Origin of the sequence: Streptomyces sp. KL109B (assembly GCF_030766935.1) — a bacterium.
GTDB lineage: Bacteria > Actinomycetota > Actinomycetes > Streptomycetales > Streptomycetaceae > Streptomyces.
The window spans coordinates 1,052,612-1,067,417 of record NZ_JASERL010000002.1 but is presented as its reverse complement, the minus strand read 5'-3'; the positions used below and the strand labels follow the sequence as shown (position 1 = coordinate 1,067,417).

At 71.2% G+C, this 14,806-nt stretch carries 14 protein-coding genes; 11 read left to right on the top strand and 3 right to left on the bottom strand.

All coding sequences use genetic code 11. The annotated features are described in order from the left end of the window. Positions 1 to 124: 124 nt before the first annotated feature. From RBJ65_RS10475 to RBJ65_RS10455, 5 genes are all read left to right on the top strand, one after another. Positions 125 to 883 carry an ABC transporter ATP-binding protein gene (locus tag RBJ65_RS10475; RefSeq protein ID WP_306318333.1) on the top strand — a complete coding sequence of 253 codons (759 nt, stop codon included), beginning with the start codon at positions 125 to 127 and terminating at the stop codon, positions 881 to 883. A 106-nt stretch (positions 884 to 989) separates the two neighbouring features. Then, positions 990 to 1,370, top strand: a complete 381-nt coding sequence (locus RBJ65_RS10470) for a cell division protein SepF (protein ID WP_306318168.1) — start codon at positions 990 to 992, stop codon at positions 1,368 to 1,370. A 203-nt stretch (positions 1,371 to 1,573) separates the two neighbouring features. Further along, positions 1,574 to 2,710 (top strand): ATP-binding protein, encoded by a 1,137-nt coding sequence (locus RBJ65_RS10465; protein WP_306318169.1) that lies wholly within the window; start codon positions 1,574 to 1,576, stop codon positions 2,708 to 2,710. Further along, positions 2,707 to 3,066: a nucleotide pyrophosphohydrolase gene (locus RBJ65_RS10460; RefSeq protein ID WP_306318170.1), complete on the top strand. Its 360-nt coding sequence runs from the start codon at positions 2,707 to 2,709 to the stop codon at positions 3,064 to 3,066. The genes RBJ65_RS10465 and RBJ65_RS10460 overlap by 4 nt, the downstream gene beginning before the upstream one ends. A gap of 152 nt (positions 3,067 to 3,218) precedes the next feature. Then, on the top strand, positions 3,219 to 3,722 hold the full coding sequence (locus RBJ65_RS10455; protein ID WP_306318171.1) for a DUF6099 family protein: 504 nt from the start codon (positions 3,219 to 3,221) through the stop codon (positions 3,720 to 3,722). Positions 3,723 to 3,743: 21 nt separating this feature from the next. Here RBJ65_RS10455 and RBJ65_RS10450 read toward each other — a convergent pair whose 3' ends face one another. Together RBJ65_RS10450 and RBJ65_RS10445 are read right to left on the bottom strand one after the other, a co-directional pair. Next, positions 3,744 to 3,932, bottom strand: coding sequence for a hypothetical protein (locus tag RBJ65_RS10450; RefSeq protein ID WP_306318172.1), 189 nt, complete (start codon positions 3,930 to 3,932; stop codon positions 3,744 to 3,746). 247 nt (positions 3,933 to 4,179) lie between these two features. Then, positions 4,180 to 5,103 carry an LLM class F420-dependent oxidoreductase gene (locus RBJ65_RS10445; protein WP_306318173.1) on the bottom strand — a complete coding sequence of 308 codons (924 nt, stop codon included), beginning with the start codon at positions 5,101 to 5,103 and terminating at the stop codon, positions 4,180 to 4,182. Positions 5,104 to 5,220: 117 nt separating this feature from the next. Between RBJ65_RS10445 and RBJ65_RS10440 the strand changes: the two genes are divergently transcribed. The 5 genes from RBJ65_RS10440 (at position 5,221) to RBJ65_RS10420 (ending at position 13,308) form a co-directional block, all read left to right on the top strand. After that, positions 5,221 to 6,693 carry a 3' terminal RNA ribose 2'-O-methyltransferase Hen1 gene (locus tag RBJ65_RS10440; protein ID WP_306318334.1) on the top strand — a complete coding sequence of 491 codons (1,473 nt, stop codon included), beginning with the start codon at positions 5,221 to 5,223 and terminating at the stop codon, positions 6,691 to 6,693. Beyond that, positions 6,690 to 9,269: a polynucleotide kinase-phosphatase gene (locus tag RBJ65_RS10435; protein WP_306318174.1), complete on the top strand. Its 2,580-nt coding sequence runs from the start codon at positions 6,690 to 6,692 to the stop codon at positions 9,267 to 9,269. Before RBJ65_RS10440 ends, RBJ65_RS10435 begins: the two co-directional genes overlap by 4 nt. A 145-nt stretch (positions 9,270 to 9,414) precedes the next feature. Beyond that, positions 9,415 to 10,650, top strand: coding sequence for an arginine deiminase (locus tag RBJ65_RS10430; RefSeq protein ID WP_306318175.1), 1,236 nt, complete (start codon positions 9,415 to 9,417; stop codon positions 10,648 to 10,650). 96 nt (positions 10,651 to 10,746) lie between these two features. Then, positions 10,747 to 11,742 (top strand): ornithine carbamoyltransferase, encoded by a 996-nt coding sequence (argF, locus tag RBJ65_RS10425; protein WP_306318176.1) that lies wholly within the window; start codon positions 10,747 to 10,749, stop codon positions 11,740 to 11,742. 123 nt (positions 11,743 to 11,865) lie between these two features. Beyond that, positions 11,866 to 13,308 carry an amino acid permease gene (locus tag RBJ65_RS10420; protein ID WP_306318177.1) on the top strand — a complete coding sequence of 481 codons (1,443 nt, stop codon included), beginning with the start codon at positions 11,866 to 11,868 and terminating at the stop codon, positions 13,306 to 13,308. Here RBJ65_RS10420 and RBJ65_RS10415 read toward each other — a convergent pair. Next, the gene (locus tag RBJ65_RS10415; RefSeq protein WP_306318178.1) at positions 13,274 to 13,729 is read right to left on the bottom strand and encodes an ATP-binding protein; all 456 of its coding nucleotides are present in this window, start codon (positions 13,727 to 13,729) and stop codon (positions 13,274 to 13,276) included. The two genes, RBJ65_RS10420 and RBJ65_RS10415, sit on opposite strands and share 35 nt — an antisense overlap. Positions 13,730 to 13,973: 244 nt before the next feature. Here RBJ65_RS10415 and RBJ65_RS10410 point away from each other — a divergent pair, with 244 nt between their 5' ends. After that, positions 13,974 to 14,804, top strand: coding sequence for an enoyl-CoA hydratase family protein (locus RBJ65_RS10410; protein ID WP_306318179.1), 831 nt, complete (start codon positions 13,974 to 13,976; stop codon positions 14,802 to 14,804). Positions 14,805 to 14,806 lie beyond the last annotated feature (2 nt).

Sequence of the window (14,806 nt, the reverse complement as noted above, 5' to 3'; positions counted from 1 at the left end):
AAGAAATGGACACCCACCGGGATAAATGCAGCACACAGCTACCCTCTGAGTCCTACGCGACGAGGCAGGAGGCGCCGTGAACGAGAACCAAGGCCGTACCGTGGCAGCCCTCGACGGCGTCAGCATGCGCCGCTACACCACGGGCCAGGTCATCCTCGACGACATCGACTGGACGGTCGGCTCCGGCGAACACTGGGCGCTGCTCGGCCCGAACGGCGCGGGCAAGACCAGCATCCTCCGCCTCATCGGCGCCACGAACTTCCCCACCACCGGCACCGTCGAGGTCCTCGGCCACCGCCTCGGCCGCGTCGACGTCCGCGAACTGCGCGCCCTCATCGGCCACGTCTCCACCTCGCAGCGCGTCCCGCAGGACATGCCAGGCAACACCGTCGTCCTCACGGGCCACAGCGGCACCGTCCAACCGCTCTGGAAGTCGTACGACGACGAGGTACGCGCGCGTGCCGACGCGCTCCTCGCCGAACTCCAGATCAAGGAACTCGCCGACCGCCCCTACGGCGTCTGCTCCGGCGGTCAGCGCGCCCGCCTCCTCATCGCCCGCGCCCTCATGGCCGACCCGGCCCTGCTCCTCCTCGACGAGCCCTTCAACGCGCTCGACCTCCCCTCCCGCGAGGACCTGATCGACACGATGCGCCAACTCGCGGACACTCGCCCGGAGTTGGCGACCGTCACGGTCACCCACCACCTCGAAGAACTCTCCCCGGCCATCAGCCACGCCCTCCTGCTGCGCGAGGGCCGCGTCCTCGCCCGCGGCACCGTCGACGAGGTGCTGACGAAGGATCTGATGACGTCCTGCTTCGGCCGCCCCGTCGAGGTCACCCGGCACGCCGGACGGTGGCTCGCGCGCTCCGGCGACCAGGTGTGACCGGACGCACGGACTCCGCACCGTGTCGGTGTTGGGCCGAACGGGTTACATGACGTAAGAATTGGGCGGTGCAGACAACAGTGCGAGCCCAAACGGGGTGGGGGCAGTGAACGGCCACGACGTCACGGACGAACAGTGGGAAGGGCTCGCCCAGGTCGTGCCGCTCCGCAACCGCAACGAGTGGCCGTCCGCGGTCGACCACCGGGCGATGCCGGAAGCGGACACCGAGCCCCGCCGCCGCTTCGTCGTCCTACGGATCAACGTCTTCGGTGACGCCCGCGAGGTCGCCGAGACCGTCATGTCCGGCATCCCGGTCCTCCTCGACCTCACCGGCGCCGAAACCGAAGTCGCCAAGCGCGTCCTCGACTTCAGCAGCGGCGTCGTCATGGGCCTCGGCTGCGGCATGCACCGCGTCGACCGCAACGTCTTCCTCCTGGCCCCTCCCGGCACGGAGGTCCAGGGCCTGGTGGCGGGCGCGGTCTCGTAACCACATCAAGCCCGTGCGGCCGGCAAATCAAGCCCCGCCGTCGGACGAGAGCCAGCGGGGTCCGGGGCAGAGCCCCGAGGCCGCAACCCCGGCCGACCGCACACCGAACACCCGGGCAAGCCCGACAGGCATAGTCCCCCGATCGTAGGAAGCCGACCGCGCGCAAACGGTTCTGCGCCCCAGGCCCCACCTACGTTCACCCCATGACCGTGCTCCGCCGGGACGCCCCGCGCGTCACCCGCCTCCGGCTCTCCGCCTACGCCCGGCACCGCGGCATCACCATCCCCCTCGCCCCCTTCACCGCCCTCTCCGGCCCCAGCGGCAGCGGCAAGAGCAGCGCACTGCACGCCCTGACCGCCCTCGCCGGACTCGGCGGCGGCGCCCACCTCGCCGACGTGTTCCCCGACCCCCGCGCCTACGTCCCCGAACGCGCGCGCCCCGACGCCGAACGCCGCCGCGGCTTCCGCATCGGCTGCACCGTCGAGGGCCCCGCGGGCCCCGTCCGCCTCGACCTCGCCGTCCAGGCGGAACCCGAACTCCGCGTCGTGGGCGAGCGATTGACCGGCCCCGACGTCACGTACCTGGAAACCGCCCTGCGCGACCCCGGCCGACGCGACGTCCAGGCCGCCTGGCACACGGCCGGCTCCGTGCCCGTGACCCGCGGACCGCTCCCCGACGACCTGCTCGGTACGGCGATGCTCCCGCTGCGCGTCGCGGGCCGCACGGAGGGGCAGCGCAAGGTGCTCGCCGCGGCGGAGCAGGTCGTCGTCGGCCTGCGCTCCACCTTCGCCTGCGACCCGGACCCCCGCCGGATGCGCGTCCCGGCCCCCGCTGCCGCCGACCGGCTGCACGGCGGCTGCGGCAACCTCGCCTCCGTACTGCGCCGCACCGGCGCCGAGTGCGGCAACCGGCACACCCTCCTCGTCACCGCGGCCCGCGCGGGACTCGCGGGCCCGGTGGCCGACGTACGCGCCGAGGCCGCGCCCGACGGGTCCGTGCGCGCCGTCGTGGACCGCGGGGCCGGCGTGACCAGCCCCGTCGAGCGGCTCGCGGACGGCGAGTTGAGGTACCTCGCCCTCGCGCTCGTCCTGCTCACCGGACCCCGCGTGCTCGCCGTCGACGCGGCGGCCGAGGTACCGGAGGCGTTCCAGAGCCTGACCGTCCTCGCCGACGGCTTCGACCGCGCCCTCGACCCCACCCAGTGCGCCGAACTCACCGCGCTCGCCGCCCGCATGTGCGCCCGCGGCCACATCCGGCTCGTCGCCGCGCTCGGCGAGGACTCGGCGGCGACGTGGGGAGCGCGGGCGGAGGGGGCGACGATGGTAGACCTGGGCCGATGAGCGAAGAACGCACCGAAGACGGTCCCCTCGACGTGGCAACCCTCCAGGCCCGCCTGGCCCGGTTCGCGGCCGCCCGCGACTGGCAGCCCTTCCACACCCCGAAGAATCTGGCGGCCGCGCTCAGCGTCGAGGCCTCCGAACTGGTCGAGATCTTCCAGTGGTTGACCCCCGAGCAGTCGGCCCGCGTGATGACGGACCCGGAATCGGCCCACCGGGTCGAGGACGAGGTCGCCGACGTCCTCGCGTATCTCCTGCAATTCTGCGAGGTATTGGGCATCGACGCGCTCGCCGCGCTGTCGGCGAAGATCGACCGCAACGAGCGGCGGTTCCCGGTCCCCGGCAAGGAAGTTGGGTAATCCGGGACCGAATGTCACTCTCCGGAGTCAAAGTCTTATTCAGATCGCACTTTCTGTCCACAGATTTCGGGCACCCCCTAGCTTTTCGTCGCGCATGCCTTCACTCTGGGTAGTGGCCGAAGGAGTTCGGGCGGGAGACGATCGGGGACGCGATGGATGCGGTACGACTCATCGGGGTCGGCCGACGGGCCCTGGCGGAGAGTCAGGAACCGCCGGACATCATGAGGGAGGCATGGCAGGCACAGGCCCTGGCGCAGGCGATAGGGAGCCGCCTCGCCCTGCAGGGGCCACCGGAGTTACGGGTAGACGCGCTGGGGCTGGGCGAGGCGGGGGCTCGCGGCAGCGGCGGCTCGGCGACACCGGTCGTGGGCGCCGGGGGCATACGGGCGGCCCAGCTGACCGAACTGGGCGATGTGCACCAGGCGTTGATCGACCTCGGCGCGCTGCTCGGCGACGTGGGCATCGCCCTCGTCGGGGTGGCGAGCGAATCGTTCGAGGAGGGGGCCTACTGGCAGTGCATGGAAGCGATCGACGCGGCGGACGAGTCGAGGGACAGAATCCTCGACATACTGCAGCGGCTTCCGCGAGGCGGTCGCGCCCTGCCCCTGGCCGACCGGGAGCCCGAGCCGGAACCGGACTCGGACTCGGCGGCGTGAGAGCGGGCGGTGGTGCCCTGCTCAGGCGTCCTCACCGGTGGGGCGCGAGGCCCCGGGCGGCTGTTGGAGGTCGGCGTCGAGCTGCGACAGGTCGGCGTTGAGCGCGGCCATCAGCTCTTCCATCTGCTGCAGCAGACCCTTGGGGGCGCCTTGCTGCTCCGGCACGGATGTGTCCGGCCCGGCCTGATCCGGCACGGATTCCTGGGACATGGCGGCCTCCTCGGCCCTCGCCCTCCCGCGCGGGGAAGGGGAGTTGACGCAATGTGGCGCCCGGCAGCGACCGCCGGCGCGGGTGCCGGGCGGTCCGGCTCCGCCCGAGTCAACGATCACGACGGGGACCGAGTCACTGCGCGACGCCCGTCACCACGCACCGGGTTGACGAGTTTCACCCGACCGTGGTGACGGGGCCGAAGAGGCGGACGGCGAGGTCGACGCGTGTGCGAACGCTTCCGTCGGCTCAGGTCAACTGCGGAGCCACCTCGGAAGCGATCAGTTCCAGCTGGTCCAGGTCGTCGAGGTCGAGCATCTGGAGGTACATGCGTTGGGAACCGACGGCCTGGTAGGCGGAGATGCGGTCGACGACTTCGGCGGGGGAGCCGGCGAGACCGTTCGCCTTGAGTTCGTCGACGTCGCGGCCGATGGCGTCGGCGCGGCGCTTCACCTCGGCGTCGTCGCGGCCGACGCAGGCGATGAGGGCGTTGGAGTAGGTGAGCGCGTCCTGGGCGCGGCCGTGCTCCCCGGCCGCCGCCTTCACGCGCTTGAACTGCTGCTCGGTGTCGGCGATCGAGGCGAAGGGGATGTTGAACTCGGTGGCGTACTTCGCGGCGAGCGCGGGCGTCTTCTTGGCGCCGTGGCCGCCGACGAGGATCGGTACGCGCGGCTGGGCGGGCTTGGGAAGGGCCGGGGAGTCCGTCAACTGGTAGTACGTGCCGTCGTAGTTGAAGCGCTGGCCGACCGGCGTCTCCCACAGGCCCGTCACGATGGCGAGCTGCTCCTCCAGGCGCCCGAACTTCTCCTTGGGGAACGGGATGCCGTACGCGGAGTGCTCCTCCTCGTACCAGCCGGAGCCGAGCCCCAGCTCGACGCGGCCGCCGGACATCTGGTCGACCTGGGCGACCTGGATGGCGAGCACGCCCGGAAGGCGGAAGGTGCCGGCCGTCATCAGGGTGCCGAGCCGGATCCGGCTCGTCTCGCGGGCCAGCCCGGCGAGCGTGGTCCAGGCGTCCGTGGGGCCCGGCAGGCCGTCGACGGGTCCCATGTGGAGGTAGTGGTCGGACCGGAAAAAGGCTCCATAGTTCAAGTCCTCGGCGGCCTTGGCGACGCGGAGCAGCGTCTCGTAGGTGGCGCCCTGCTGCGGTTCGGTGAAAACGCGAAGATCCATGCACCCATCATGCAGGTCAGGGGCGTGCGCTTCGATGAAGTGGGCGGCGGCGTCGGCGGCTTCGCGCGGGCGAAAACCCATGGTGGCCAGGGCGCGGCGGCGGTCATACTCGGGCGTGTGTTCATGACGATCTCTACCACGGGCAATGCCGCGAATCCGGCCACCGACCTGGGCTTTCTGCTGCACAAGCACCCTGATAGGGCGCAGGTCTTCAGCACGGCGCACGGCACCGCGCACGTCCTCTACCCCGAGGCCGGCGACGAGCGGTGCACGGCCGCGCTGCTGCTGGAAGTGGATCCCGTGGCGCTGGCGCGGCGGGGCCGGGGCAAGGGCCGGGGCGGCGCGCCCGACGCGTCGCTCGCGCAGTATGTGAACGACCGGCCGTACGCCGCGTCTTCGCTGCTCGCGGTGGCGCTGAGCAGCGTCTTCTCCAGTGCGCTGCGCGGCGTGTGCAGGGCGCGTCCGGAGCGGGCCGAGCAGCCGTTGCCGCTGCGCATCGAGGTGCCCGCACTGCCCGCGCGGGGTGGGTCCGATCTCGTACGCAAGCTGTTCGAGCCGCTCGGGTGGGCGGTCGAGGCGACGGCCGTGCCGCTGGACGAGCGGTTCCCGGAGTGGGGCGACTCGCGGTACGTACGTCTGGTCCTGGAGGGCGAGCTGCGGCTCGCGCACGCGCTGCGCCACCTGTACGTGCTGCTGCCGGTGCTCGACGACGCGAAGCACTACTGGGTCTCGGCCGACGAGGTCGACAAGTTGCTGCGCGCCGGGGAGGGGTGGCTGGCGGAGCACCCCGAACAGAGGCTGATCGTGGGCCGGTATCTGTCGCGGCGGTGGTCGCTGACGCGGGAGGCGATGGAGCGCCTTGAGCTCATTCGGCTCGCGGACGCCGATGACACGGATGTCGACGAGATCGACAACGCCGTGGACGAGGAGAGCGACACCGAGGAGCGTCCCGTGCCGCTGGCCGTGCGGCGCCGGGAGGCGATCCTCGAAGCGCTCCGCGAGACCGGTGCCGGGCGGGTGCTCGATCTGGGCTGCGGGCAGGGCCAGTTGGTGCGGGAGCTGCTCAAGGACGTGCGGTTCACCGAGATCGTGGGCGTCGACGTGTCCGTGCGGGCGCTCACCGTTGCCTCGCGCCGGCTGAAGCTGGACCGGCTGGGGGAGCGGCAGGCGGCGCGCGTACGGCTGACGCAGGGTTCGCTCGCGTACACCGACAAGCGGCTCAAGGGGTACGACGCCGCGGTGCTCAGCGAGGTGATCGAGCACCTCGACCTGCCACGCCTTCCCGCCCTGGAGTACGCGGTGTTCGGCTCGGCGCGGCCCCGTACGGTCGTCGTGACCACGCCGAACGTCGAGTACAACGTCCGCTGGGAGACGCTGCCCGCCGGGCACGTCCGGCACGGCGACCACCGGTTCGAGTGGACGCGCGCCGAGTTCCGCGCGTGGGCGGAGCGGGTCGGCGAGCGGCACGGATACGCGGTGCGGTACGTGCCGGTGGGGGACGAGGACCCCGAGGTGGGGCCGCCGACGCAGATGGCGGTCTTCACGACGACCGGAACCGAAACGGATGAGAAGGAGGCGAAGGCCGTATGAGCGCCGCCGGCACCACAAGTTCCACCGACCACGACGACACCACCGAGGGCGGGCGTGTGCTGCCCGTCACCGACCTCTCGCTGGTCGTGCTGGTCGGGGCGTCCGGATCGGGCAAGTCCACGTTCGCGCGGGCGCACTTCAAGCCGACCGAGGTGATCTCCAGCGACTTCTGCCGGGGCCTCGTGGCCGACGACGAGAACGACCAGGGCGCCAGCCGCGACGCCTTCGACGTACTGCACTACATCGCGGGCAAACGGCTCGCGGCGGGCCGCCGCACCGTCGTCGACGCGACCAACGTCCAGCAGGACGCCCGCCGTCAACTGGTCGACCTGGCACGCAAGCACGACGTGCTGCCCATCGCCATCGTGCTCGACGTCCCCGAGGACGTGTGCGCGGAGCGGAACGCGGGGCGCACCGACCGCGCCGACATGCCGCGCCGCGTCATCTCCCGGCACACCCGCGAACTGCGGCGCTCCCTCAAGCACTTGGAGCGCGAGGGCTTCCGCAAGGTGCACGTGCTGCGCGGCGTCGCGGACGTGGCGGGCGCGAGTGTCGTGACCGAGAAGCGGTACAACGACCTGACCCACCTCACCGGACCGTTCGACATCATCGGCGACATCCACGGATGCGCGAGCGAACTCGACACTCTGCTCGGCAAGTTGGGTTACGTGGACGGGGCGCACCCCGAGGGGCGGACCGCCGTCTTCGTGGGCGACCTCGTCGACCGGGGCCCCGACACACCCGGCGTGCTGCGCCGCGTGATGGGGATGGTGAAGGCCGGTACGGCGCTGTGCGTGCCCGGCAACCACGAGAACAAGCTGGGGCGTTGGTTCAAGGGCCGCAATGTGCGGCACACGCACGGGCTCGCCGAGACCATCGCGCAGCTGGAGGGGGAGAGCGAGGAGTTCCGCGCCGAGGTGCGCGCGTTCGTCGATGGCCTCGTCAGCCACTACGTGCTGGACGGCGGGCGGCTCGTCGTGTGCCACGCCGGGCTGCCCGAGCAGTACCACGGCCGCACGTCCGGGCGGGTGCGCTCGCACGCCCTGTACGGCGACACGACGGGGGAGACCGACGAGTTCGGGCTTCCGGTGCGCTACCCGTGGGCGGAGGACTACCGGGGCCGGGCGGCCGTGGTGTACGGACACACTCCGGTGCCCACCGCCACGTGGCTCAACAACACCATCTGCCTCGACACGGGTGCCGTGTTCGGCGGGAAGCTCACCGCGCTGCGCTGGCCGGAGCGCGAGCTCGTCGACGTACCGGCCGAGCAGGTCTGGTACGAGCCGACCAGGCCGCTGGCGACCGAGGCGCCGGGCGGGCACGAGGGGCGGCCGCTCGACCTCGCCGATGTGTACGGGCGGCGCAGCGTCGAGACCCGGCACAGCGGGCGCGTCACCGTGCGCGAGGAGAACGCGGCGGCGGCCCTTGAGGTCATGAGCCGGTTCGCCGTCGCGCCGCAGCTCGTGCCGTACCTGCCGCCGACGATGGCGCCCACCGCCACGTCGAAGGTGGAGGGCTACCTGGAGCACCCGGCGGAGGCGTTCGCGCAGTACGCCGCCGATGGCGTGGAGCGCGTCGTGTGCGAGGAGAAGCACATGGGGTCGCGGGCCGTGGTGCTGGTGTGCCGGGACGCTGAGGCCGCGAAGGAGCGGTTCGGGGCCGCGGGAGACGTCACCGGTTCGGTCTACACGCGTACCGGGCGGCCGTTCTTCGACGACGCCGGGACGACGGAGGCGGTGCTCGCGCGGGTGCGGGACGCCGTCACGGCGGCCGGGCTCTGGGAGGAGCTCGACACCGACTGGGTGCTGTTCGACGCCGAGTTGATGCCGTGGTCGCTCAAGGCGTCCGGGCTGCTGCGCGCCCAGTACGCGGCGGTGGGCGCGGCCTCCGGTGCCGTGTTCCCGGGGGCGCTCGGGGCGTTGGAGGAGGCGGCCGGGCGGGGCGTCGACGTGGGCGAGTTGCTGGACCGGCAGCGGGGCCGGGCGGCCGACGCGGCGGCGTTCACGGAGGCGTACCGGCGCTACTGCTGGACCACGGACGGGCTCGACGGTGTGCGGCTCGCGCCGTTCCAGATCCTCGCGGTGCGGGGGCGTTCGCTCGCGGCGGTGCCGCACGACGAGCAGCTCGCGCTGATCGACCGGGTCGTCGCGCACGACACGACGGGGCTGCTGCAGACGACGCGGCGGCTGTACGTCGACACGGGGGACGCCGGGTCGGTGCGGGCCGGGGTCGACTGGTGGCTGGAGATGACCGGGCGGGGCGGCGAGGGCATGGTCGTGAAGCCGGTCGGGGCGTTGGTGCGGGACGAGAAGGGGAGGTTGGTGCAGCCCGGTGTGAAGTGCCGTGGGCGGGAGTACCTCCGGATCATTTACGGGCCGGAGTACACGAGGCCGGGGAATCTCGTGAAGTTGCGGCAGCGGTTTCTTGGGCACAAGAGGTCGTTGGCGGTTCGGGAGTACGGGTTGGGCCTGGAGGCCCTGGACCGGGTGGCGGAGGGGGAGCCGTTGTGGCGGGTGCACGAGGCCGTGTTCGCGGTTCTGGCGCTTGAGTCGGAGCCGGTCGATCCTCGGCTCTGACGTTTGTCCCGGTCACCCGCGGTTGCGGCCTCGGGGCTCTGCCCCGGCCCCCGCGCCTCAATCGCCGGCGAGGCTTGACACACCAAGCCCCGCCGGCGATTGAGCCCCAGGGCGCAATCACGGTGGGGCGGGTAAGGATGTGGCCATGGGATTCCACGTCGACTCCGAGGCCGGTCGCCTACGCCGAGTAGTTCTGCATCGGCCCGACCTGGAGCTGAAGCGGCTCACGCCCAGCAATAAGGACCAGTTGCTCTTCGACGACGTGCTGTGGGTACGCCGCGCCCGCGCGGAGCACGACGGATTCGCCGACGTGCTCCGCGACCGCGGCGTCAGCGTGCACCTGTTCGGGGACCTGCTCACCGAGGCCCTCGACGTCGACGCCGCCCGCGGCCTCGTCCTGGACCGCGTCTTCGACGAGAAGGAGTACGGGCCGCTGGCCACGGACCACCTGCGGGAGGCGTTCGAGACGCTGCCGTCGCCGGAGCTCGCCGAGGCGCTGATCGGCGGGATGACGAAGCGGGAGTTCCTCGCCGCGCACCCGGAGCCGACCTCCGTGCGCTTCCACGTCATGGAGCTCGACGACTTCCTGCTCGGCCCGCTGCCCAACCACCTGTTCACGCGCGACACCTCGGCGTGGATCTACGACGGCGTATCCATCAACGCGATGCGCTGGCCTGCCCGGCAGCGCGAGACCGTGCACTTCGAGGCGATCTACCGGCATCATCCGCTGTTCCGGGACGCCCCCGAACCGTTCCACGTCTGGTCCGAGGGGCAGGCCGACTTCCCGTCGACCATCGAGGGCGGCGACGTCCTCGTCATCGGGCAGGGCGCCGTGCTCATCGGGATGAGCGAGCGGACCACGCCGCAGGCCGTGGAGATGCTCGCGCACAAGCTGTTCGCGGCGGGGTCCGCCCGGACGATCGTCGCGCTCGACATGCCGAAGCGGCGCGCGTTCATGCACCTCGACACGGTCATGACGATGGTCGACGGGGATACGTTCACCCAGTACGCGGGGCTCGGCATGCTCCGCTCGTACACCATCGAACCGGGCACGTCGGGCGCCGAGTTGAAGGTCACCGACCATCCGCCCGAGCACATGCACCGCGCCATCGCCGCCGCCCTCGGGCTCTCCGGGATCCGGGTCCTCACCGCGACGCAGGACGTGCACGCCGCCGAGCGCGAGCAGTGGGACGACGGCTGCAATGTGCTCGCCGTCGAGCCGGGCGTCGTCGTCGCGTACGAGCGGAACGCGACGACGAACACGTTTCTGCGCAAGCAGGGCATCGAGGTCATCGAGATCCCGGGCAGCGAGCTGGGCCGGGGCCGGGGCGGGCCGCGGTGCATGAGCTGCCCGGTGGAACGGGACGCCGTGCACCACTGAACAGGGGTGCCGTGCATCACTGAATAGAAATGTGGGACATCGTATAGACTTCCACTGTCCCGATCTCGTCCCCGAGCCATGTCCAGGAGCACTCCCATGAACCTCACCGGCCGCCACTTCCTCAAGGAGCTGGACTTCACCGCCGAGGAGTTCCGAGGCCTGGTCGACCTCGCCGCCGAGCTGAAGGCGGCCAAGAAGGCGGGGACGGAGCCGCAGCACCTCAAGGGCAAGAACGTCGCGCTGATCTTCGAGAAGGCGTCCACGCGCACCCGCTGTTCCTTCGAGGTCGCCGCCGCCGACCAGGGCGCGTCGACGACGTACATCGACCCGGCCGGTTCGCACATCGGCAAGAAGGAGTCCAGCAAGGACACCGCCCGCGTACTTGGCCGGATGTTCGACGCCATCGAGTTCCGCGGCGACGAGCAGGCCATCGTGGAGACGCTCGCCGAGTACGCGGGCGTGCCGGTCTACAACGGCCTGACCGACGACTGGCACCCCACGCAGATGCTGGCCGACGTGCTGACGATGACCGAGCACAGCGCGAAGCCGCTCGGCGGGATCTCCTTCTCGTACCTCGGCGACGCCCGCTTCAACATGGGCAACTCGTACCTCGTCACCGGCGCCCTGCTCGGCATGGACGTCCGGATCGTCGCGCCGAAGGCGTACTGGCCGGCCGACGGCATCGTCGCGAAGGCCCGCGAGCTGGCCGCCGCCAGCGGCGCGCGCATCACGCTCACCGAGTCCGTCGAGGAGGGCGTCGCCGGATCCGACTTCGTCGTCACCGACGTATGGGTGTCGATGGGCGAGCCGGAGGAGATCTGGGACGAGCGCATCAAGGCCCTCGCCCCGTACGCCGTGACCATGGACGTGCTGCGCGCGACCGGGAACGCGGACGTGAAGTTCCTGCACTGCCTGCCCGCCTTCCACGACCTCGGCACGAAGGTCGGCCGCGAGATCCACGCCAAGTACGGCCTGGAGTCCCTCGAAGTCACCGACGAGGTCTTCGAGTCGGCGCACTCCGTCGTCTTCGACGAGGCCGAGAACCGGATGCACACCATCAAGGCCGTCATGGTCGCCACGCTCGGCCAGTAGCCACAAACAGCACATTCAACGAATAACCGTTCAAACTGGTGGAGCCGGACCACCCCATACCGGCCCCACCAGCACGCGGCCTACCCCGCCGCCCCGCGCACCACCAGAAAAGAGCACCACCCCATGTCGCCGACCCCGTCCGGCCTGCGCATCAAGTCGCCCGAATCCCTCATCGCCGAATCGGGCGCCGACCTCGAAGGCCACGGCCTCAAGCGCACCATGGGGCTCTTCCAGCTCGTGTGCTTCGGCGTCGGCGCGATCGTCGGCACCGGCATCTTCGTCGGCCTGTCCGACACGGTCGCCGAGGCCGGGCCCGCCGTCATCGTCTCCTTCATCCTCGCCGCGATCACCTGCATCTTCACGGCGTTCTCCTTCGCCGAGCTGGGCAGCGCGATCCCGGTCTCCGGATCCTCGTACTCCTTCGCCTACGCGACCCTCGGCGAGCGCGTCGCGTTCCTCGTCGGCTGGTGCCTGCTCCTGGAGTACGGGGTGTCCGTCTCGGCCGTGGCCGTCGGCTGGAGCCAGTACCTCAACGAACTGCTCGACAGCGTCTTCGGCTGGCAGCTGCCCGAGGCGCTGTCCGCAGGGCCCGCCGACGGCGGCGTGATCAACCTGCCCGCCGTGCTCGTGATGCTGATGGCGGCGACACTCCTGGTGCGCGGCATCCGGGAGAGCGCGCGGGCGACGGCCGCGATGGCCGTGCTCAAGATCGGCATCCTGATCGTGTTCTGCGCGATCGCGTACTCCGCGTTCCAGGCCGGGAACCTGACGCCGTTCCTCAAGGACGGCATGGCCGGTGTCACCTCCGGCGCCTCGCTCGCCTTCTTCTCGTACATCGGCTTCGACGCGGTCACCACGGCGGGCGAAGAGGTCAAGAACCCGCGCCGCAACATCCCGCTCGCGATCATGATCTGCATCGGCATCGTCACGCTGCTGTACGTCGCCGTGGCCGTCGCCGCGATCGGCGCGCTCGGCGCGGACGCCGTCGGGAACAAGCCCGCCGCGCTCTCCCTCGTCGTCGACCAGGTCACCGGCTCGTCCATCGGCGGCGGCATCATCGCGTTCGGCGCGGTCGTCGCCATCGCCTCCGTCGTGCTCGCCGTGATGTACGGACAGACGCGGATCCTGATGTCGATGTCCCGTGACGGGCTGATCCCGCGGGTCTTCGAGCGGGTCTCCCCGAAGACGCACACGCCGGTCGGCGGCACCTGGATCGTCGCGGTCGTCTTCGCGATCCCCGCCGCGTTCTCCTCGCTGGACGCCGTCGTGAACCTGACGACCATCGGCACCCTCGCCACCATGGTCGTCGTGAACATCGCGGTGATCGCGCTGCGCCGCTCGCACCCGCACCTGAAGCGCTCGTTCCGGCTGCCGCTGTACCCGGTCAGCCCGATCCTCGGCGTCGGCTTCTGCCTGTACCTGATCTGGGGCACCGGCTGGACGACGATGCTGCAGTTCCTGGTGTTCCTCGCCGTGGGCGCGGTGATCTACGCGGTGTACGGCCGCCGCAACTCGCGGCTCGGGGACGGCGCTACTCCGAAGCCGGACGCGGCGCAGGCACCGTAGCCGGAAGCGTGAACCACACCGCCTTGCCGGAATCGGTGGGGCGGTGCCCGCACGAAGAGCTGAGCGTGCGGATGAGGAGCAGGCCGCGGCCGTGCTCCTGCCAGGGGTCGGGCGCCCCGGGGTCCTCCGGGTTGGTGAGCTCGGTCGGCGGCGCCGGGTCCGCGTCGTGCACCTCGACCTGACAGCCCGAGTCGAGCAGCTCCACGACCAGCTCGATCGGCGCGTCCCCCGCGGTGTGCTCCACCGCGTTCGCCACCAGCTCCGCCGTGAGCAGCTCCGCCGTGTCCGTGTCCGCCCCCGGTGAGTCGATCTCGGACAGCGCGGTCCGCACGAGGGCGCGCGCCACCGGCACGGCCGCGGCCGTGTGCGGCAGGGCGATGCGCCACGACGTGGGCGTGGGGGGACCGGAGAAGGGGGTCACTGCGGAGTCCTGGGGGTCAACGGGCTCATGGGTGTCAACGGGCTCAAGGGGGACTGTCCTGCGTTCAACCTTATGAATGGTACGGCGTGGGGCGAAAGAGGCTCCTGTCGGTGCAGGTCGGGACGTCCGGCCTCTTTTCGCCTGCCGCCTTCCGCCACCCCCGCTCTATCGCGCACTCATGACGACAGTCACAAGTCGGTGATACCTTCGACGGGTCGAGCCGTCACGTATGCCGGAGGCCCGCATGAGCCCCTTCACCGGTTCCGCCGCCCGCACCGACTCCTGGCACCACCTGACGTACGCCGTGGACGAGCACGGCGTCGCCACGGTCACCCTCGCCCGCCCCGAGAAACTCAACGCGCTCACCTTCGGCGCCTACGCCGACCTGCGCGACCTCCTCGCCGAGCTGTCCCGCGAGAAGACGGTCCGCGCGCTCGTCCTCGCCGGCGAGGGCCGCGGCTTCTGCTCCGGCGGCGACGTCGACGACATCATCGGCGCCACCCTCGCCATGGACACCGCGCAGATCCTCGACTTCAACCGGATGACCGGGCAGGTCGTACGGGCCGTGCGCGAGGCCCCGTTCCCGGTGATCGCCGCCGTGCACGGGGTCGCGGCAGGGGCGGGCGCGGTCCTCGCCCTCGCCGCCGACTTCCGGATCGCCGACCCGAGCGCCCGCTTCGCGTTCCTGTTCACGAAGGTCGGCCTGTCCGGCGGCGACATGGGCGCGGCCTATCTGCTGCCCCGCGTCGTCGGCCTCGGCCACGCCACCCGCCTCCTCATGCTCGGCGAACCGGTGCGCGCACCGGAGGCCGAGCGCATCGGCCTGCTCAGCGAGCTGACCGACGACGGCAGGGCCGACGAGGCGGCGCTCGCCCTCGCCCACCGCCTCGCCGAAGGCCCGGCGCTCGCCTACGCCCAGACGAAGGCGCTGCTCACGGCGGAACTGGACATGCCGATGTCCGCGGCCATCGAAATGGACGCGGCCACCCAGGCACTCCTCATGCACGGCGAGGACTACGCCGAGTTCCACGCCGCGTTCACCGACAAGCGCCCGCCGAAGTGGCAGGGGAGGTGACC